The organism is Rhodococcus sp. LW-XY12 (assembly GCF_019317345.1).
Classification (GTDB): Bacteria; Actinomycetota; Actinomycetes; order Mycobacteriales; family Mycobacteriaceae; genus Rhodococcus; species Rhodococcus pyridinivorans.
Map to the genome: position 1 here is coordinate 1,363,999 of NZ_CP079225.1, position 14,826 is coordinate 1,378,824.

A 14,826-nucleotide genomic window follows, 5' to 3' on the forward strand; every position below is an offset into this window, starting at 1 on the left:
GTCAGGAATGCGCCTTCGCGTGCGCGACGAATTTGCGCTGCCAGGGCGTCTCGACCGCGCGCGGATGGTAGTGCCGCCGAACGAAGTCGACCGCCTCCTCCGGGGAGAGCCCGTCGAGGACGGCGAGGCACGCCAGTGCGGTGCCGGTGCGGCCGCGTCCACGCCCGCACGCGATCTCCACCCGCTGTCTTCCCGCGCGGATCCACGCCTCGTACAGGATGGCGAGAGCGTCCTCCGGGTCGCGTGGCGTGCGGAAGTCGGGCCAGTGGATCCACCGCGACTCCCACTCGAACGGTGCTGCCGGGGGGCGGCCGAGGAGATACACCCCGAAGTCGGGAAACGGCTCGCCGAACACCGGTCTGCGCATCCCGCGTCCCCGCACGAGTCGGCCGGAGGGCAGCTGCAGCACCCCGGTGTCTGCTGGATCCCACTCGCGTCGCACGCTGGAAACCTACCCGCCCGGAGCCGGTGTACCGAACGTCACGGCCGTTCACCCGCGGTGCAAGTTCGCGGTCGATAGTGTCGTTCCATGGGTGAGCGAACGGAACCGGAGATCAGAGTTCTGGAGTCGGAAGCCGAACTGCGGGAGGCGTCCGCGCTGTTCCGCACGGCGATGGTGGGTCTGCCCTCGTGGCCCGAGGTTCCCGACGGGACGGTGAGCCGCTACCTCGAGGCCGGCCGCACGTGGGGTGCTTTCCTCGACGGCATGCTCGTCGGGACAGTCGACGCCACGAGCGGAAATCTCACCCTGCCCGGCGGCGCCCGGGTGCCGCACGCGGCGGTCACCCACATCGGTGTGCTGCCCACCCACACGCGTCGCGGCGTGATCTCCGGACTCGTGCACCGGCAGTTGAGCGACGCGCGCGACCGCGGTGAGATCCTCGCGACGCTGCGTGCCTCCGAAGCGACCATCTACGGCCGGTTCGGCTACGGCGTCGCCTCGACTTCGGTGTCCGTCGACGTCGACGTGCGTGGTGCCGCACTGCGTCCCGACGTGCCCGAGTCCGGAGCGGTGCGTCTGCTGACCTATCCGGAGGCGTGGGACGTGCTGGCGCAGATCCATTCCCGTCATCTGCCGCCGCGCCCCGGCATGATCGATCGGTCGGAGTACTGGTGGAACTCGCGCCGGTGGCGGGCCGACTCGCTCACCGATCCGATGTACGTGGCGGTGCACGGCGAACCGGGACAGGAGGACGGTTTCGTCCGGTACCACCCCGTCGACACGCAGGGGTGGTTCACCAGTCGCAACCGCACCGTCGTGGTCGACGACTTCTTCGCCCCCTCGCCCGCGGCGTACGCCGGCCTGATCCGGTTCCTGCTCGACCTCGACCTGGTCGACACCTTGCGGTTCGCGGCACTTCCGCAGGACGACCAACTCCCGCTCATGCTCGGCGACGCGCGTGCCGTGCACTTCCGCTCGGTCTCGGACGAGACGTGGTTGCGCATCCTCGACCTCGATCGGGCGCTGTCGGCGCGGAGTTACCGAGGCTTCGGCTCGGTGACCGTGGAGGTGACCGATCCGGTGCTGACCGACAACGCCGGTGTCTTCGAGATCTCCGCCGACGGCGTGGCGCGCACCGCGGGACCGGCCGACCTGATGATCGACATCGCCGACCTCGGTGCGCTCCTGCTCGGCCGGCAGGGCTGGCACCGGATGGTCGACGCGGGGCGCGCCCGGGTGCACCGGCCCGAGGCCGTCGACACCGCTGACCTGCTGTTCTCCTGGCCCCAGGCGCCCTTCTCGGGGACCTCCTTCTGACCTCGTCGTCGTGCCGATTCCGTTCCGGATGTACGCCCTGCTCGTTTTGCTACGGCTGGCCGGTACGGGCGTTATCGTCGGATCACGAGGTCCCCGATGCGAGCGGAGTCACGCATGAGACGGTCGGGCAAGAGCCGGCGGACGAGCCGAGCGGTCACAGCTTCCGCGGCTGCTGTGCTCTTGGCGTCGGGGCTGGCCGCGTGCGGCAGCGACGACGAGGGTGTCGTCCTGTCCTTCTACACGGCCGCCGACGGTGCCGAGCAGTACGCGCAGGCCGCGGAGGTGTGCACCGCGGAGGCGGGCGGCCGATATCGCGTGCAGCAGAGGACACTTCCGAAGAACGCCGACGACCAGCGACTGCAGTTGGCGCGGCGGCTGACGGGTAACGACCCGGGGCTCGACCTCATGACCCTCGACGTCGTGTGGACGGCCGAGTTCGCCGAGGCCGGGTGGGCGCTGCCGCTGCCCGACGATGTTGCAGCCGCGGTCTCCGAGGGCACCCTCGAAGGTCCCCTCGAATCGGCGACCTGGCAGGACCGGCTGTACGCCGCACCGCTCAACACCAACACCCAGTTGCTCTGGTACCGAAAGGATCTCATGCCGGACGGGCAACCTCCGGAGACCTGGGACGAGATGATCGAGATTGCGAGCGGCCTCGCCGAGGAGGGCCGGCCGTCGTGGATCGGTGTGCAGGGCCGGCAGTACGAGGGGCTGATGGTGTGGTTCAACACCTTGCTCTCGAGCGCCGGAGGCTCGGTGGTGGGGGAGGACGGTGTCACCGTCACCCTCACCGACAACGACGCGGCGGTGACCGCGCTCGACATCATGAAGCGCGTTGCGACCGCGCCCGGCGCCGATCCCTCCCTGAACCAGGCCGACGAGGCGGCCGTCCGTCTCGGTATGGAGAGCGGGCGCACCGCGTTCCAGGTCAACTGGCCGTTCGTCCTGCCGGGCATCATGGAGAACGAGGGGGCCCTGCCCTTCATCGACGAGAACGGCAATGTCACCTCGGAGAACACCGGCAACACGGTCCTCACCGTCGACGGTGAGCAGAATTTCCTTCCCGCGCCGTACCCCTCGGTGATCCCCGGCGAGCCCGCCCAGGTCACCATCGGCGGGTTCAACATCGCCGTCGCCCGCACGAGTACCCACCCGGATCTCGCGTTCGAAGCGATGCAGTGCCTGCGCAACGAGGAGAACCAGCGCAACAACGCCATCGGTGGCGGCGTGCCGCCGACGCTCGCGGCGCTGTACGACGACCCCGATTTCCAGGAGGCCTATCCGGCCTGGCGTGAGGTCCGCGCCGGTCTCGAGAACGCCGCGGTGCGTCCCGCTTCACCGGCCTACCAGAGCATTTCGACACTGGTGACGGCCACCCTCAACCCGGTCGACCAGATCGATCCGCCCCGCACCGTCGAGGAACTCGCCGAGCAGGTGCGCAAGGCGGTCAATTCGGAAGGACTGATCCCGTGACCGCCGTCGAATCGACACCGACCGACGAGACCCCGAAGGAACCGTCGACGAAGACGAAAGCAGCGCTGTCCGAGGGGAAGAAGGCCGAACGGCGACTCGGTCTGCTGCTCGTCGCACCCGCCGCGATCGTGATGCTCGCCGTCACGGCCTATCCGGTGGGATACGCCGTCTGGCTCAGTCTGCAGCGTTACGATCTGCGCTTCCCCGACGAACGGCGCTTCGTCGGACTGTCGAACTATGTCGCGGTGCTCAGCGACGGATTCTGGTGGCAGGCCTTCATGGTCACCTCGCTCGTCACCCTGGTCTCCGTCGCGATCGAGTTCGTGCTCGGCCTCGCGATCGCACTCGTCATGCACCGCACCATCGTCGGCAAGGGCATCGTGCGCACGGTGGTGCTGATCCCGTACGGCATCGTCACCGTCGCCGCCGCCTACAGCTGGTACTACGCGTGGACCCCGGGCACGGGCTATCTCGCGAACCTGCTGCCCGACGGCAGCGCCCCGCTCACCGACCAGATCCCGTCCCTGGCGATCATCGTGCTCGCCGAGGTGTGGAAGACCACGCCGTTCATGGCACTGCTGCTCCTCGCCGGCCTCGCACTCGTCCCCGACGATCTGCTCAAGGCGGCGCAGGTCGACGGCGCCGGAGCGTGGACACGTCTGGTGCGGATCATCGTGCCGCTGATGAAACCGGCGATCCTCGTCGCCCTGCTCTTCCGCACGCTCGACGCCTTCCGCATCTTCGACAACATCTATGTCCTCACCCGCGGTGCCAACGGCACCGGATCGGTGTCGATCCTCGGTTACGACAATCTGTTCCGGGCCTTCAACCTCGGCATCGGGTCGGCGATCAGCGTCCTGATCTTCCTGTGCGTCGCGATCATCGCGTTCGTGTTCATCAAGTTGTTCGGTGCATCCGCGCCCGGCTCGGACGAAGGGGGCCGATGATGGCCGAGACCAGGAAACGGACCCTGTCGTGGTCGGCGGTGAACCTGATCGTCCTGCTCTACGCACTCGTCCCGGTGCTGTGGATCGCGAGCCTGTCGTTCAAGCCGCCCGGCACCATCCAGGACGGCCGGTTCATCCCGCAGCAGTGGACGCTCGACAACTACCGCGGCATCTTCCGCACCGACGCGTTCACGAGCGCGCTGATCAACTCCATCGGCATCGGCCTGATCGCCACGGTCATCGCGGTGATCCTCGGGACGATGGCCGCCTACGCGATCGCCCGGCTCGACTTCCCCGGTAAGAAGATTCTGATGGGCGTGGCGCTGCTCATCGCGATGTTCCCCCAGATCTCCCTCGTCAGCCCGCTGTTCGAGATCATGCGCGGCCTCGGACTGTTCGACACGTGGGCGGCGCTGATCCTGCCGTACATCACCTTCTCGCTACCGCTCGCGATCTACACCCTGTCGGCCTTCTTCAAGGAGATCCCGTGGGAACTCGAGAAGGCCGCGAAGATGGACGGCGCGACACCGGGTCAGGCGTTCCGGAAGGTCGTGGCCCCACTCGCCGCTCCCGGCATCATCACGGCGGCGATCCTGGTGTTCATCTTCTGCTGGAACGACCTGCTGTTCGCGATCTCGCTGACCTCCACCGAGCGGTCCATCACCGCACCCGCCGCGATCGCGAACTTCACGGGTGCATCGCAGTTCGAGGAACCGACCGGCTCGATCGCGGCGGCGGCCGTCGTCATCACGATCCCGATCATCGTGTTCGTCCTGATCTTCCAACGTCGAATCGTCGCCGGACTGACCTCCGGCGCAGTGAAGGGATAACTATCGTGGCCGAGATCGTGCTCGACAAGGTGACGAAGGAATATCCGGACGGAGCGAAGGCCGTCAGCGACGTGGATCTCGAGATCGCCGACGGCGAGTTCATCATTCTCGTCGGCCCGTCCGGGTGCGGAAAATCCACGACGCTCAACATGATCGCCGGTCTCGAGGACATCTCCGACGGCGAGCTGCGCATCGCGGGTGAGCGTGTCAACGAGCGGGCACCGAAGGACCGCGACATCGCGATGGTCTTCCAGTCCTACGCGCTGTACCCGCACATGTCGGTGCGCGACAACATCGCGTTCCCGCTCACCCTCGCGAAGGTGTCCAAGGACGAGATCGCCCGCAAGGTCGACGAGGCGGCCCGGATCCTCGATCTCACACAGCATCTCGACCGCAAGCCCGCCAACCTGTCGGGCGGTCAGCGGCAACGCGTGGCCATGGGTCGTGCGATCGTGCGCAGCCCCAAGGCGTTCCTCATGGACGAGCCGCTGTCGAATCTCGACGCGAAGCTGCGCGTGCAGATGCGCACCGAGATCGCGCGCCTGCAGAAGCGTCTCGGGACCACGACGGTGTACGTCACGCACGACCAGACCGAGGCGATGACGCTCGGCGACCGCGTCGTCGTGATGCGCGGTGGGATCGTGCAGCAGGTCGGGGCGCCGCAGGAGTTGTACGACCATCCGCGGAACCTGTTCGTCGCCGGCTTCATCGGATCGCCGTCGATGAACTTCGTTCCGGGGCAGATCGAGAACGGTTCGATCCGAACCTCGTTCGGCGAGTTCCGGTTGCCCGACGAGCGGTGGGAGACCGTGCGTCGCAACAATCCGTCGCGCGAGGTGGTCGTCGGTATCCGTCCGGAGCACTTCGAGGACACCGACCTGCTCGACCCGACCCAACGGGAGACGGGCGTGACCTTCTCCGCCGAGGTCGACGTGCTCGAGTCGATGGGCTCCGACAAGTTCGCGTACTTCACGGCCGAGGGGCCGGGCGTGCACTCGAAGGACCTCGACGAACTCGCCGCCGACGCCGGTGCCGACATGTCGGCCGAATCGCTGGTCGCGCGATTGTCGGTGGAATCGCAGGCCACCAAGGGCGGGACCGTGCAGTTGTGGTTCGACAGGGCGAAGATCGCCTTGTTCGATCAGGAGACCGGCGCGAACGTCACCCTCTGACAAACCGGCTTCGGTGGATCCGACCCCGGAAAACGGGGTCGGATCCACCGAAGCCGTCAGCGGGGTGCGCGGCTACGGAGCTCGTCGACGATCTCCTCGCTCCACACGTGCCGCCGCACGAGCCGGTACCGCTCGCTCGCGATCCACAGATACACCTCGGCGTCGGTGCGTGAGCGCAACATCCCCGCTTCCCGGGCCATCGCGACGACGGGGACGAATTCCTCCTCGTACCAGCGCCGCGCGACCTCCTCGCGGGTGAGGTACTCGCCGAGATCCTGCATCAAGCGGAAACCCCACGCCTCGACGGCCTCGGCCAGTTCGGCGTATCCCCACGGGTCGGACACGCGGATCGTGTCCTGGGCCGCGCCGTGCAGGGGAACGCGGCCGAGAAACATCCTGAAGTGGTCCTTGCGCACGAGATCGGGACGGGCGGTGATGCCCTCCGCGGGCACCTTCGTGGTGATCTCGGTGACGTAGGCGTCGATGGTGCGGTCGCCCTGCGCGTAGGCGATGGACACACGGTGGTGCCCGTCCTGCACGAAATGCATCGGTCCCACCCGGTACACGGAGATCGGGGGCATGGCCTCGCCGCGCCGCCGCGCGGCCGCGATGCGTTCCCACCTGGCGCGCAGGCGTGCCGAGGTGGGGCGGAAACGACGGTCGAAGTCGTCGGCACGGTCGACGCTGCCGACGATCGAGGCGACCTCGATGATCTGCAACCCGAGTCGCCGTTCACCGAGGCGTCCGAGGGCTGCGACGACGTCGTCGAAGGGCAGCACCGTGTTGACGTCGGCCGGTTCGCGGCGCAGCCATGCGATCAGCCGGGCGTACTCGGCGCGCCGGCGTTGCCGGGCGAAATCGTCGCCGGCATCGGAGACCGGAAAACCGGTGTCGCGAGCCACGCGTCGACGGTACCGCGCGGTGCACAGGTCCGGGTGTGAACCGCATGTGCGGGGACGGGGACTACATTGCAGGGGTGACCGACGCAGTTCTCGCCACCGTCCGCAGCCACCTCACCGAGCATCTGACCGTGCCGGGGGATCCGGAGCCGGAATCAGCGTCGGTGACCTTCCTCGGTCTCGAACCGATCGAGGTCCTCCGCTTCCGTGGTGCAGAGCTCCTGCGGTACGCGACCCTGGGGTGCTCCCGGCACCCGATGGGCGACCCGACCGACATGGTGGCCGACCCGACGCGCGGGCCGCGTGCCGAACTGGTGCTCAGCCTGCGCGACGACGAGGGCGTCACCGCCGGCGTCCACCGCACCCTCGCGGTGCTCGCGGCGCTGCCCGCCGTGGAGGGTGTGGTCCTCACCGACGACGCCCTGCTCGATCTCGGGGAACCGCTGTGGCCGGGTGCTCCGTTCACCGCGGTGTTGCTCGAGGCGGCCGACGTGCCGTCGCTGGAGTTGCCCGAGCCCTCCGATCCGGTCCACTTCTTCGAGGCCCGCCCGATCACCGGTACCGAAGCGGCCTGGAAGCGGCTGAAGGGAACCGAAGCGCTGCGCGAGGCGTGGGAGGAAGCGGGCATCGACCTGAGCGACCCGCGCCGGGCGCAAGCACGTCTGTGACCGTCCCGGTTCTCACGGACCGCGCGCTCGGACGCGCCACGCTGGCCCGCCGTCACCCCCGCGGCACGACCACTCCGAGCGATCCGGCACCGAGGCACACGGTCGTGCCGGGGGTGGACGAGCGCGCCTGCAACGCCGACCCGTCCCCGGAGACGCGGACGTACACCGTCCCGAGTCCTTCGGTGACGGGGACCGGAACGGATGCGCGGCCGGGGAAGCCGAGGTCGATCGTGCCGTCGGCGGAGGCCCGGTAGTTCACCTGCACGGTCCACTCCCAGTCGCCCGCGGGGGAATCGAGCGGCACGGCCGTGACGGCGTCGGTGGTGACGCGATAGCCACAGTCGGGCTCGGGGCCGGGCGGGACGAGGCGCAGCGGCAACAGGTCGGCAGGAGTGCGGTGACCGAGATCGTCGAGGACCCACAGGTCGGTCGCGTGGTTGCGGATGTCGGACCGGACGGGCAGCGCGGAGAAGACGGACCCCACCAGGTTGTGCGGGTAGGTGACGGGCAGCAGGATCCATACCGACACCGGGTGATCGAGCACGGGCTCGTCGGGCCGGGCCGTGAGCGCCGCCTTCGCCGCCCCGAGATAATCGCCCGTCGGATTGTCCGACCAGCTGCGCGCGAACGTCACGGTCGACCACAGGGAGCCGACGGTGAACACGGCCGCGCAGGTCCAGGCGGCCGCACGCACGGCACGAGGACGGGACGTCGTGCCTCGTCGCGGGGCGCGCAGGATCAGCGCCGCGGCGATCGCGACGACCACGGCGGAGTCGGCGAAGTAGCGCAGAGTGCGCGCGAGTTCGTAGGTGGTCTCCGGACCGAAGCGGGTGCTGATCATCGCCGCGAGCGAGGCCAGGATGTAGGCGATCACAGCGAACCACACGGGCCCGGTCCGCCGTCGCCGGCGCACCGTCCACGCTGCGGCGCCCGCGACAGCGAGCCACGCGACCACGACGAGCACGAGCGGGGGATCGGCCCAGGGCGGGCTCGGATTCCACCGCTCCCATTCCCAGGGACCCCCGAGCAGCGACGGCAACAGCCCGTAGGAGATGCCGTGATGGGTCAACCCGGCCACCATCGACCACGGCGGGATCCCGAACCGGGATTCGACGATCGTCGAGTAACAGACCGCCCACACGACCAGCACGGCCGCCGAGCCGAGCCACAACGGCCGGGCCTGTGCCCACGTGCTGCGGATCGGCCGAACGAGTCCGTCGACGTGGTGTGCGAGGGCGACCGTCGCGAACGCGGCGAACGGAACGAGGACCGACTTCTCGAAGAACACCAGCGCCACAGCGGTGACGACGAGGGCGCTCACGATATGACGGCGCCGGCCGGTCCTGCTGTACTGCAGCGCATCTCCCGCCACCCATGCCAGTGCGGCCTGCAGCGGCAACGCGTTGAGCGCGGCCGACCACCACGCGAAGGCCGGAAGCGTCAGCGGCGTGAGGAGATAGAACAGCAACGGTCCCCACAGAGCGCGTCGCGGGCCGAGCAGCAACCAGAGCACCCGCAGCACCGCCAGCGAGGCGAGCAACTGACCGATCACGAGCGAGGCCGCCGCCGGCCACCATTCCAGCGGCGCGATCGCCGCGGCGATCCCCGCCACGAGGAAGGCGGCGGGCATCAGGTGACCGTCGTGGTCGTACCGCAGGAAGGCGTCGGACAGCAGCGGATACGACCCCGCGCGCCCGACGAGGATCAGGTCGTCCCAGTAGAACTCGCCGGTCGCGGCCACCACGGTCCGGAGGATCGTCTGCAGCAGGATCAGCGCGAGGGCGACGGCGAGCACGTGGCGCCGAGGAGATCGCGCAGCCTGCGCAGCGCGTGTCGAGGGGCGGTCGAGTTCGGTGGTCACAACCAGTTGTTGCGCCTGAAGGTGACGAACAGTCCCACGGTGATCGCGACGATCGCGGAGAGCACGACGTAATAGCCGTATTGCCAATGCAGTTCGGGCATGCGATCGAAGTTCATGCCGTAGATCCCGGCGATCATCGTCGGCACGGCGGCGATCGCGACCCACGCGGAGATCTTGCGCATGTCGGTGTTCTGCTGCACGGTGACCTTCGCGATCGCCGCGTCGAGCAGCGTGCCGAGCGTCTCGTCGAAGGCCGCGATGCGGTCGGACACCGTGGTGTGGTGGTCGGCGACGTCGCGGAAGTAGCGCCGGACGTCCTTCGGGATCGGGTTGCCCGGCGCCCGGATGAGTTGCTGCAGTGGTTCGGCGAGCGGCACGACGGCGCGGCGCAACTGCACGATCTCGCGCTTGAGCATGTAGATCTGGTCGACCGCGATCCGCGTGTCGGGGGTGAACACGAGTTCCTCGATGTCGTCGACGTCGGGTTGCACGGCCGTGGTGACGGCGAGATAGGAGTCGACCACGTGGTCGGCGATCGCGTGGAGCACGGCCGCCGGACCGCGGGACAGATGATCGGGGTCGCGTTCGAGGCGCTTGCGCACGTGCGAGAGCTCGGAGTGGTCGCCGTGCCGCACGCTCACGATGAAGTCGGGGCCGGTGAACAACATGATCTCGCCGGTCTCGACGATGTCCTTGGTGGTCGTCACCGACTCGTGCTCGATGTAACTGACGGTGCGCAGCACCAGGAACAGCACGTCGTCGTAGCGCTCGAGCTTCGGGCGCTGGTGGGCGTGGACGGCGTCCTCGACCATCAGCTCGTGGAGTCCGAAGGTGTGCGAGACGTTCGTCATCTGCTTCTCGTCGGGGTGGTGCAGCCCGAGCCACACGAATCCCGTACCGCGCCGACGTACCTCTGCCACCGCCTCGGTGTGGCTGTAGCGGCCGGGCAGGCGGTGCCCGTCGACGTAGACCGCGCAGTCGACCACCGCTTGCTCGGTGGGGACCGGGGGAGTGGGGCCGCGACGGGTGGCACGAGAAGGCTGGTGCGGCATGTTGTCCTTCCTCACGGCATGCCGCTGGGACGCGGCCCGGTCGCAGGCCCGCGGCGCGGCGGTCGCCCGTCGACGGGGACCGGGCGGGGCAGCTCCAATCATGCTAGCCCGCCGACCTGACAGACTGGTGGCGTGCGTATCGATCTCCACACCCACTCGTCCGCATCGGACGGCACCGACCGTCCCGCGGAACTGGTCCGTGCCGCTGCCCGGGCGGGTCTCGACGTCGTGGCCCTGACCGACCACGACACGACCGCGGGATGGGACGAGGCCGCAGCGGCCCTGCCGACGGGCCTGCGTCTCGTCCGGGGAATGGAGATGTCCTGCACGGGACGCGGGGAGGACGGCGCCCCGGTCGCCGTGCACCTGCTGGCCTATCTGTTCGACCCGCACGATCCGGTCTTCGTCGCCGAACTCGAGCGGCTCCGTGGTGAACGGGTGTCGCGGATCCGGGCGATGGGTGTGCGGATGGCGGACGATGGTCTGCCGATCGACATCGACGCAGTGCTTGCCGAGGCGGGCCCCGCCGCGGGCCGGCCCCATCTGGCGCGGGCGCTCGTCGCCGCCGGTGTGGTGCCCACGGTGGCCGACGCCTTCACCGAGCTGCTGTCGCCGCGCGGCCGTTACTACGTACCGAAGGCTGATACCCCGCTCGCCGACGCCGTGAAGATGGTGACGGCCGCGGGCGGTGTGCCGGTGGTGGCGCACGCCCGGGCACGTGCGCGTGGGCGGCTCCTCGCCCTCGACCACATCGAGGAACTCGCCGAACTCGGGCTCGGCGGTGTCGAGGCCGATCATCCCGATCACGACGAGCAGGATGTGCGGACGATGCGCGATCTCGCGCGGTCGCTCGGGGTCGTCGTCACGGGATCGTCCGACTATCACGGCGACAACAAGACCATCAGGCTCGGCAGCTTCACCACGGCTCCGGCGGCGTACGAGGCGTTGCTCGACTGCGCGACCGGTGTGGAGGTGCTCGAGGGATGAGGCGACGGGGTGCGCGGTATCCGGACGAGGAGTACGGGTCGCCGAACGACGAAAACTACTACGACAGTGAGTACTACAACGAACCGTATTACCCGGACGAGGGGTACTACGCCGATCCGTACGAACCCGCATCGCGCCGCGCGAGTCTGCCCGTCCGCGCCCTCCGCGCTCTCTCCGGTGTGGTGTGCGGGGCGGTGCTGGTCCTGACGTTCGTGGTGTGCGGGGCCCAGTACCTCGCCGGCGACCGCGGTTTCCCCGGCCCGGGCGCCACCTCGGTCGCCGCGCACGTCGTCGCCGCGCTCGTGGCCGTGATCGCCCAGGTGACGGCGGATCGACGCTCGGGTGGCACAGCACTCCTGTCGAGCCTTGTGGTGATCTTCACTGCATCGATTCTGATGATCACTCAGTGGTGGGGATGACGGCCCCGAGTGCCGTCTCGGCTACCCGTCGGTAGCCATCGTGTAACTGCGGAAATTCATCGCGGTGCGCCCGCGGCGCGGTGTTCACGGCACGTAAACTCACAGGTGAGGCGACAAAACCGTGAGACCTTCGCAATCGATGCCGATTTGATTGTTCGTCTGCGAAGGTGGCAAACTTGCGGCAATCCGAAAGCCGGAATACCCCGGAATCGGACGAAGGATGGCAGACCCACCCAGGGCTAGATCACCCAGGGCTCGATGCCAGGGCCACCCGCCCCGGCTCCATCACGTTCCGGAAGCCGTACAGCGTTGTACAGCGGCAGTCGTGATCGCGCCCGGAAGCTTCAATCCAATGTCCTTGGCGAAGCGCTGCAACTCGATGCATGCACGTGTGTGAGATGCATCGAACTGCGGTGTTTTCGCAGCAACCGAGTCCAGAGGTCGACTCGGAACACGCAGGAGTGTCATCGTGTCAATTGTGTCTGATGCACCTACCCCTCAGAAGCTCGAGTTGACGGACGAGGAGATCTTCTCGAGTCACGTCGACGGCAAGCTGTCGGTCGAACTGACCGCGCCGCTCGAGAACCAGCGCGATCTGTCCATTGCATACACCCCCGGTGTCGCCCAGGTCTGCCGGGCCATCGCGGCCGACGAGACCCTCGTCGACCGTTACACCTGGACCAACCGCCTGGTCGTCGTCGTCTCCGACGGCACCGCGGTCCTCGGTCTCGGCAACATCGGCGCACGTGCCTCGCTGCCGGTGATGGAGGGCAAGTCCGCGCTGTTCAAGAAGTTCGCGGGCCTGAACTCAATCCCGCTGGTGCTCGACACCACCGATCCCGACGCGATCGTCGAGACCCTCATCCGGCTGCGTCCGTCCTTCGGCGCCGTCAACCTCGAGGACATCTCGGCTCCGCGCTGCTTCGAGATCGAGAAGCGCGTCATCGAGGCGCTCGACTGCCCGGTCATGCACGACGACCAGCACGGCACCGCCATCGTCGCCCTGGCCGCCCTCAAGGGTGCGGTGAAGGTGCAGGGCCGCGACATCGCCGACCTGCGCATCGTGATCTCCGGCGCCGGAGCTGCCGGCGTGGCGTGCACGAACATCCTGCTCGCCGCCGGTGCGCGCGATGTGGTGGTGCTCGATTCGAAGGGCATCATCTCCTCCGACCGCACCGATCTCGGTGAGATCAAGGCCGATCTGGCCTCCCGCACCAACCCGGAGGGCCGCAAGGGCGGCATCGCCGAGGCGCTCGACGGCGCCGACGTCTACCTCGGCGTGTCGTCGGGCACCGTGCCCGAGGAGATCGTCGCGACGATGGCCGACGACGCCATCATCTTCGCGATGTCGAACCCGGATCCGGAGATCCACCCCGACATCGCCCACAAGCACGCCGCGATCGTGGCGACCGGTCGCAGCGACTTCCCGAACCAGATCAACAACGTGCTGGCTTTCCCCGGTGTGTTCAAGGGCGCTCTCGACGCAGGTGCCCGCCGCATCACCGAGGGCATGAAGCTCGCCGCCGCCGAGGCCATCCTCTCGGTCGTCGGTGACGAACTGGCTGCGGACAAGATCGTCCCGAGCCCGCTCGATCCGCGCGTGGCGCCCGCCGTTGCCGAGGCCGTCGCGGCCGCGGCGAAGGCCGAAGGCGTCACCGACTAGGGATTCGCTCCCGGCGAGATCGCACCGAACGCCCCGATCCGAACCGCACAAGGGTTCCGGACCGGGGCGTTCGGCGTCTCGGCGGGCCGGACGGTCGGGCACGTGCGGACCGTGGCGCACCGGTGGGCGACAATGACCGCCGTGGCGAACGAAGCGAGACGGATCCGGCCGGTCGCGGCGACGGTGCTCACCGCATGCGCGGCGGCGGCCGTGCTCCAGGGGTGTGCGTCGCCCGTTCTCGACGAGGCGGCACCGTCGACGACGGTGATCGTCGGGGCGGGGGAGCGGCCCGACGAGGAACTGCTCGCGCAGCTGTACGCGGGAGCGCTGCGCAGTAGCGGGATCGACGTGCAGGTCCGCTCCGGCGTCGCCGATCCGACCCCAGCGCTCGACGCCGCCGATCTCACACTGATCCCCGGCTACACGGGACGGCTGCTCGCGTCCTACGATCCCGGTGCCGACGCGACCGACGCCGAGGACGTCTTCGAAGCGCTGGCGCGCGCACTGCCCGACGAACTGACCATCTCCGATTACGCCTCGGCGCAGGACCGCGCGGTGCTGCTCGCCGACCGCGAACGGCTCACGCAATGGTCGGTGAGCCGCGTGGCCGACCTCGCCGGCCGCTGCGCCGACCTGACCTTCGCGGTGACCGAGGACTTCGACACCGCCGGTGGACTCACCGCCCTCGAACGCGCCGACTGCCGCCCGCGCGAGGTGCGACGGATCGAGGATGCACAGTCCGTCGCCGTCGCGTCGGAACCCGACACGGTCGTCGGAACCACCACGACGTCGTCCGCCCTCGCGGAGATCGACGCGGATTCGCCCGTGAGCACCGTGCCCGACGCACCCGACCGCAGCCCGCAGGACGACACGAACGCCGACGATGCGCCCGCCCCGGTCCTGCCGGCCCAGAACGTCGTCCCGGTCTTCCGCAAGGGCACCCTCGACGAGGCACAACTCGACGCGTTGCGGACCATCGCGGGTGAACTGACCACGAGCGATCTCACCGAACTGCGTGCGCGTGTCGAGGAGGGAGACGATCCCGAGACCGTGGCCCGCGAATGGATCGACGAACACGCCGGAGCGTGAACGGCAC

At 68.6% G+C, this 14,826-nt stretch carries 14 protein-coding genes; 10 read left to right on the forward strand and 4 right to left on the reverse strand.

Annotated elements, in window-relative coordinates:
• Position 1 precedes the first annotated feature (1 nt).
• Positions 2-442, reverse strand: a complete 441-nt coding sequence (locus tag KXC42_RS06470) for a protein-tyrosine phosphatase family protein (protein ID WP_019288067.1) — start codon at positions 440-442, stop codon at positions 2-4.
• A gap of 87 nt (positions 443-529) precedes the next feature.
• Between KXC42_RS06470 and KXC42_RS06475 the strand changes: the two genes are divergently transcribed.
• The 5 genes from KXC42_RS06475 to KXC42_RS06495 all read left to right on the forward strand — a co-directional run bounded on the left by KXC42_RS06475 (position 530) and on the right by KXC42_RS06495 (position 6,181).
• Positions 530-1,759: a GNAT family N-acetyltransferase gene (locus KXC42_RS06475; RefSeq protein WP_200359699.1), complete on the forward strand. Its 1,230-nt coding sequence runs from the start codon at positions 530-532 to the stop codon at positions 1,757-1,759.
• A 114-nt stretch (positions 1,760-1,873) separates the two neighbouring features.
• Positions 1,874-3,232 (forward strand): ABC transporter substrate-binding protein, encoded by a 1,359-nt coding sequence (locus KXC42_RS06480; protein ID WP_051121679.1) that lies wholly within the window; start codon positions 1,874-1,876, stop codon positions 3,230-3,232.
• Between the two features lie 65 nt (positions 3,233-3,297).
• Entirely contained in the window at positions 3,298-4,179 is an 882-nt protein-coding gene (locus KXC42_RS06485) for a carbohydrate ABC transporter permease (RefSeq protein ID WP_094981110.1), read from the forward strand.
• On the forward strand, positions 4,179-5,009 hold the full coding sequence (locus KXC42_RS06490; RefSeq protein ID WP_219130046.1) for a carbohydrate ABC transporter permease: 831 nt from the start codon (positions 4,179-4,181) through the stop codon (positions 5,007-5,009). The genes KXC42_RS06485 and KXC42_RS06490 overlap by 1 nt, the downstream gene beginning before the upstream one ends.
• Before the next feature lie 5 nt (positions 5,010-5,014).
• Complete coding sequence (locus KXC42_RS06495; protein WP_024103451.1) at positions 5,015-6,181, forward strand: ABC transporter ATP-binding protein; 1,167 nt, start codon at positions 5,015-5,017, stop codon at positions 6,179-6,181.
• 56 nt (positions 6,182-6,237) lie between these two features.
• On the opposite strand, the gene KXC42_RS06500 is transcribed toward KXC42_RS06495, so the two are convergent.
• Positions 6,238-7,083, reverse strand: coding sequence for a hypothetical protein (locus tag KXC42_RS06500; protein ID WP_006554307.1), 846 nt, complete (start codon positions 7,081-7,083; stop codon positions 6,238-6,240).
• A 74-nt stretch (positions 7,084-7,157) separates the two neighbouring features.
• On the opposite strand from KXC42_RS06500, the gene KXC42_RS06505 reads away from it, so the two are divergent.
• Positions 7,158-7,748 (forward strand): suppressor of fused domain protein, encoded by a 591-nt coding sequence (locus KXC42_RS06505; RefSeq protein WP_037215782.1) that lies wholly within the window; start codon positions 7,158-7,160, stop codon positions 7,746-7,748.
• 52 nt (positions 7,749-7,800) lie between these two features.
• Here KXC42_RS06505 and KXC42_RS06510 read toward each other — a convergent pair whose 3' ends face one another.
• Together KXC42_RS06510 and KXC42_RS06515 are read right to left on the reverse strand one after the other, a co-directional pair.
• Entirely contained in the window at positions 7,801-9,609 is a 1,809-nt protein-coding gene (locus KXC42_RS06510; RefSeq protein ID WP_219130047.1) for a hypothetical protein, read from the reverse strand.
• Positions 9,606-10,661 (reverse strand): magnesium and cobalt transport protein CorA, encoded by a 1,056-nt coding sequence (locus tag KXC42_RS06515; RefSeq protein WP_037215783.1) that lies wholly within the window; start codon positions 10,659-10,661, stop codon positions 9,606-9,608. Before KXC42_RS06515 ends, KXC42_RS06510 begins: the two co-directional genes overlap by 4 nt.
• Before the next feature lie 132 nt (positions 10,662-10,793).
• Between KXC42_RS06515 and KXC42_RS06520 the strand changes: the two genes are divergently transcribed.
• From KXC42_RS06520 to KXC42_RS06535, 4 genes are all read left to right on the forward strand, one after another.
• Entirely contained in the window at positions 10,794-11,648 is an 855-nt protein-coding gene (locus KXC42_RS06520) for a PHP domain-containing protein (RefSeq protein ID WP_006554311.1), read from the forward strand.
• The gene (locus KXC42_RS06525) at positions 11,645-12,067 is read left to right on the forward strand and encodes a hypothetical protein (RefSeq protein ID WP_006554312.1); all 423 of its coding nucleotides are present in this window, start codon (positions 11,645-11,647) and stop codon (positions 12,065-12,067) included. The genes KXC42_RS06520 and KXC42_RS06525 overlap by 4 nt, the downstream gene beginning before the upstream one ends.
• 469 nt (positions 12,068-12,536) lie before the next feature.
• Positions 12,537-13,730 (forward strand): NADP-dependent malic enzyme, encoded by a 1,194-nt coding sequence (locus KXC42_RS06530; RefSeq protein ID WP_033097302.1) that lies wholly within the window; start codon positions 12,537-12,539, stop codon positions 13,728-13,730.
• 132 nt (positions 13,731-13,862) lie between these two features.
• Positions 13,863-14,819, forward strand: a complete 957-nt coding sequence (locus KXC42_RS06535; RefSeq protein WP_019288076.1) for a glycine betaine ABC transporter substrate-binding protein — start codon at positions 13,863-13,865, stop codon at positions 14,817-14,819.
• Positions 14,820-14,826: the final 7 nt, after the last annotated feature.

Bases quoted from the DNA above. Each gene is read 5' to 3' on its own strand.
- KXC42_RS06490 (WP_219130046.1), top strand. From the start codon at position 4,179: ATGGCCGAGACCAGGAAACGGACCCTGTCGTGGTCGGCGGTGAACCTG.
- KXC42_RS06525 (WP_006554312.1), top strand. From the start codon at position 11,645: ATGAGGCGACGGGGTGCGCGGTATCCGGACGAGGAGTACGGGTCGCCG.
- KXC42_RS06480 (WP_051121679.1), top strand. From the start codon at position 1,874: ATGAGACGGTCGGGCAAGAGCCGGCGGACGAGCCGAGCGGTCACAGCT.
- KXC42_RS06535 (WP_019288076.1), top strand. From the start codon at position 13,863: ATGACCGCCGTGGCGAACGAAGCGAGACGGATCCGGCCGGTCGCGGCG.
- KXC42_RS06475 (WP_200359699.1), top strand. From the start codon at position 530: ATGGGTGAGCGAACGGAACCGGAGATCAGAGTTCTGGAGTCGGAAGCC.
- KXC42_RS06515 (WP_037215783.1), bottom strand. From the start codon at position 10,661: ATGCCGCACCAGCCTTCTCGTGCCACCCGTCGCGGCCCCACTCCCCCG.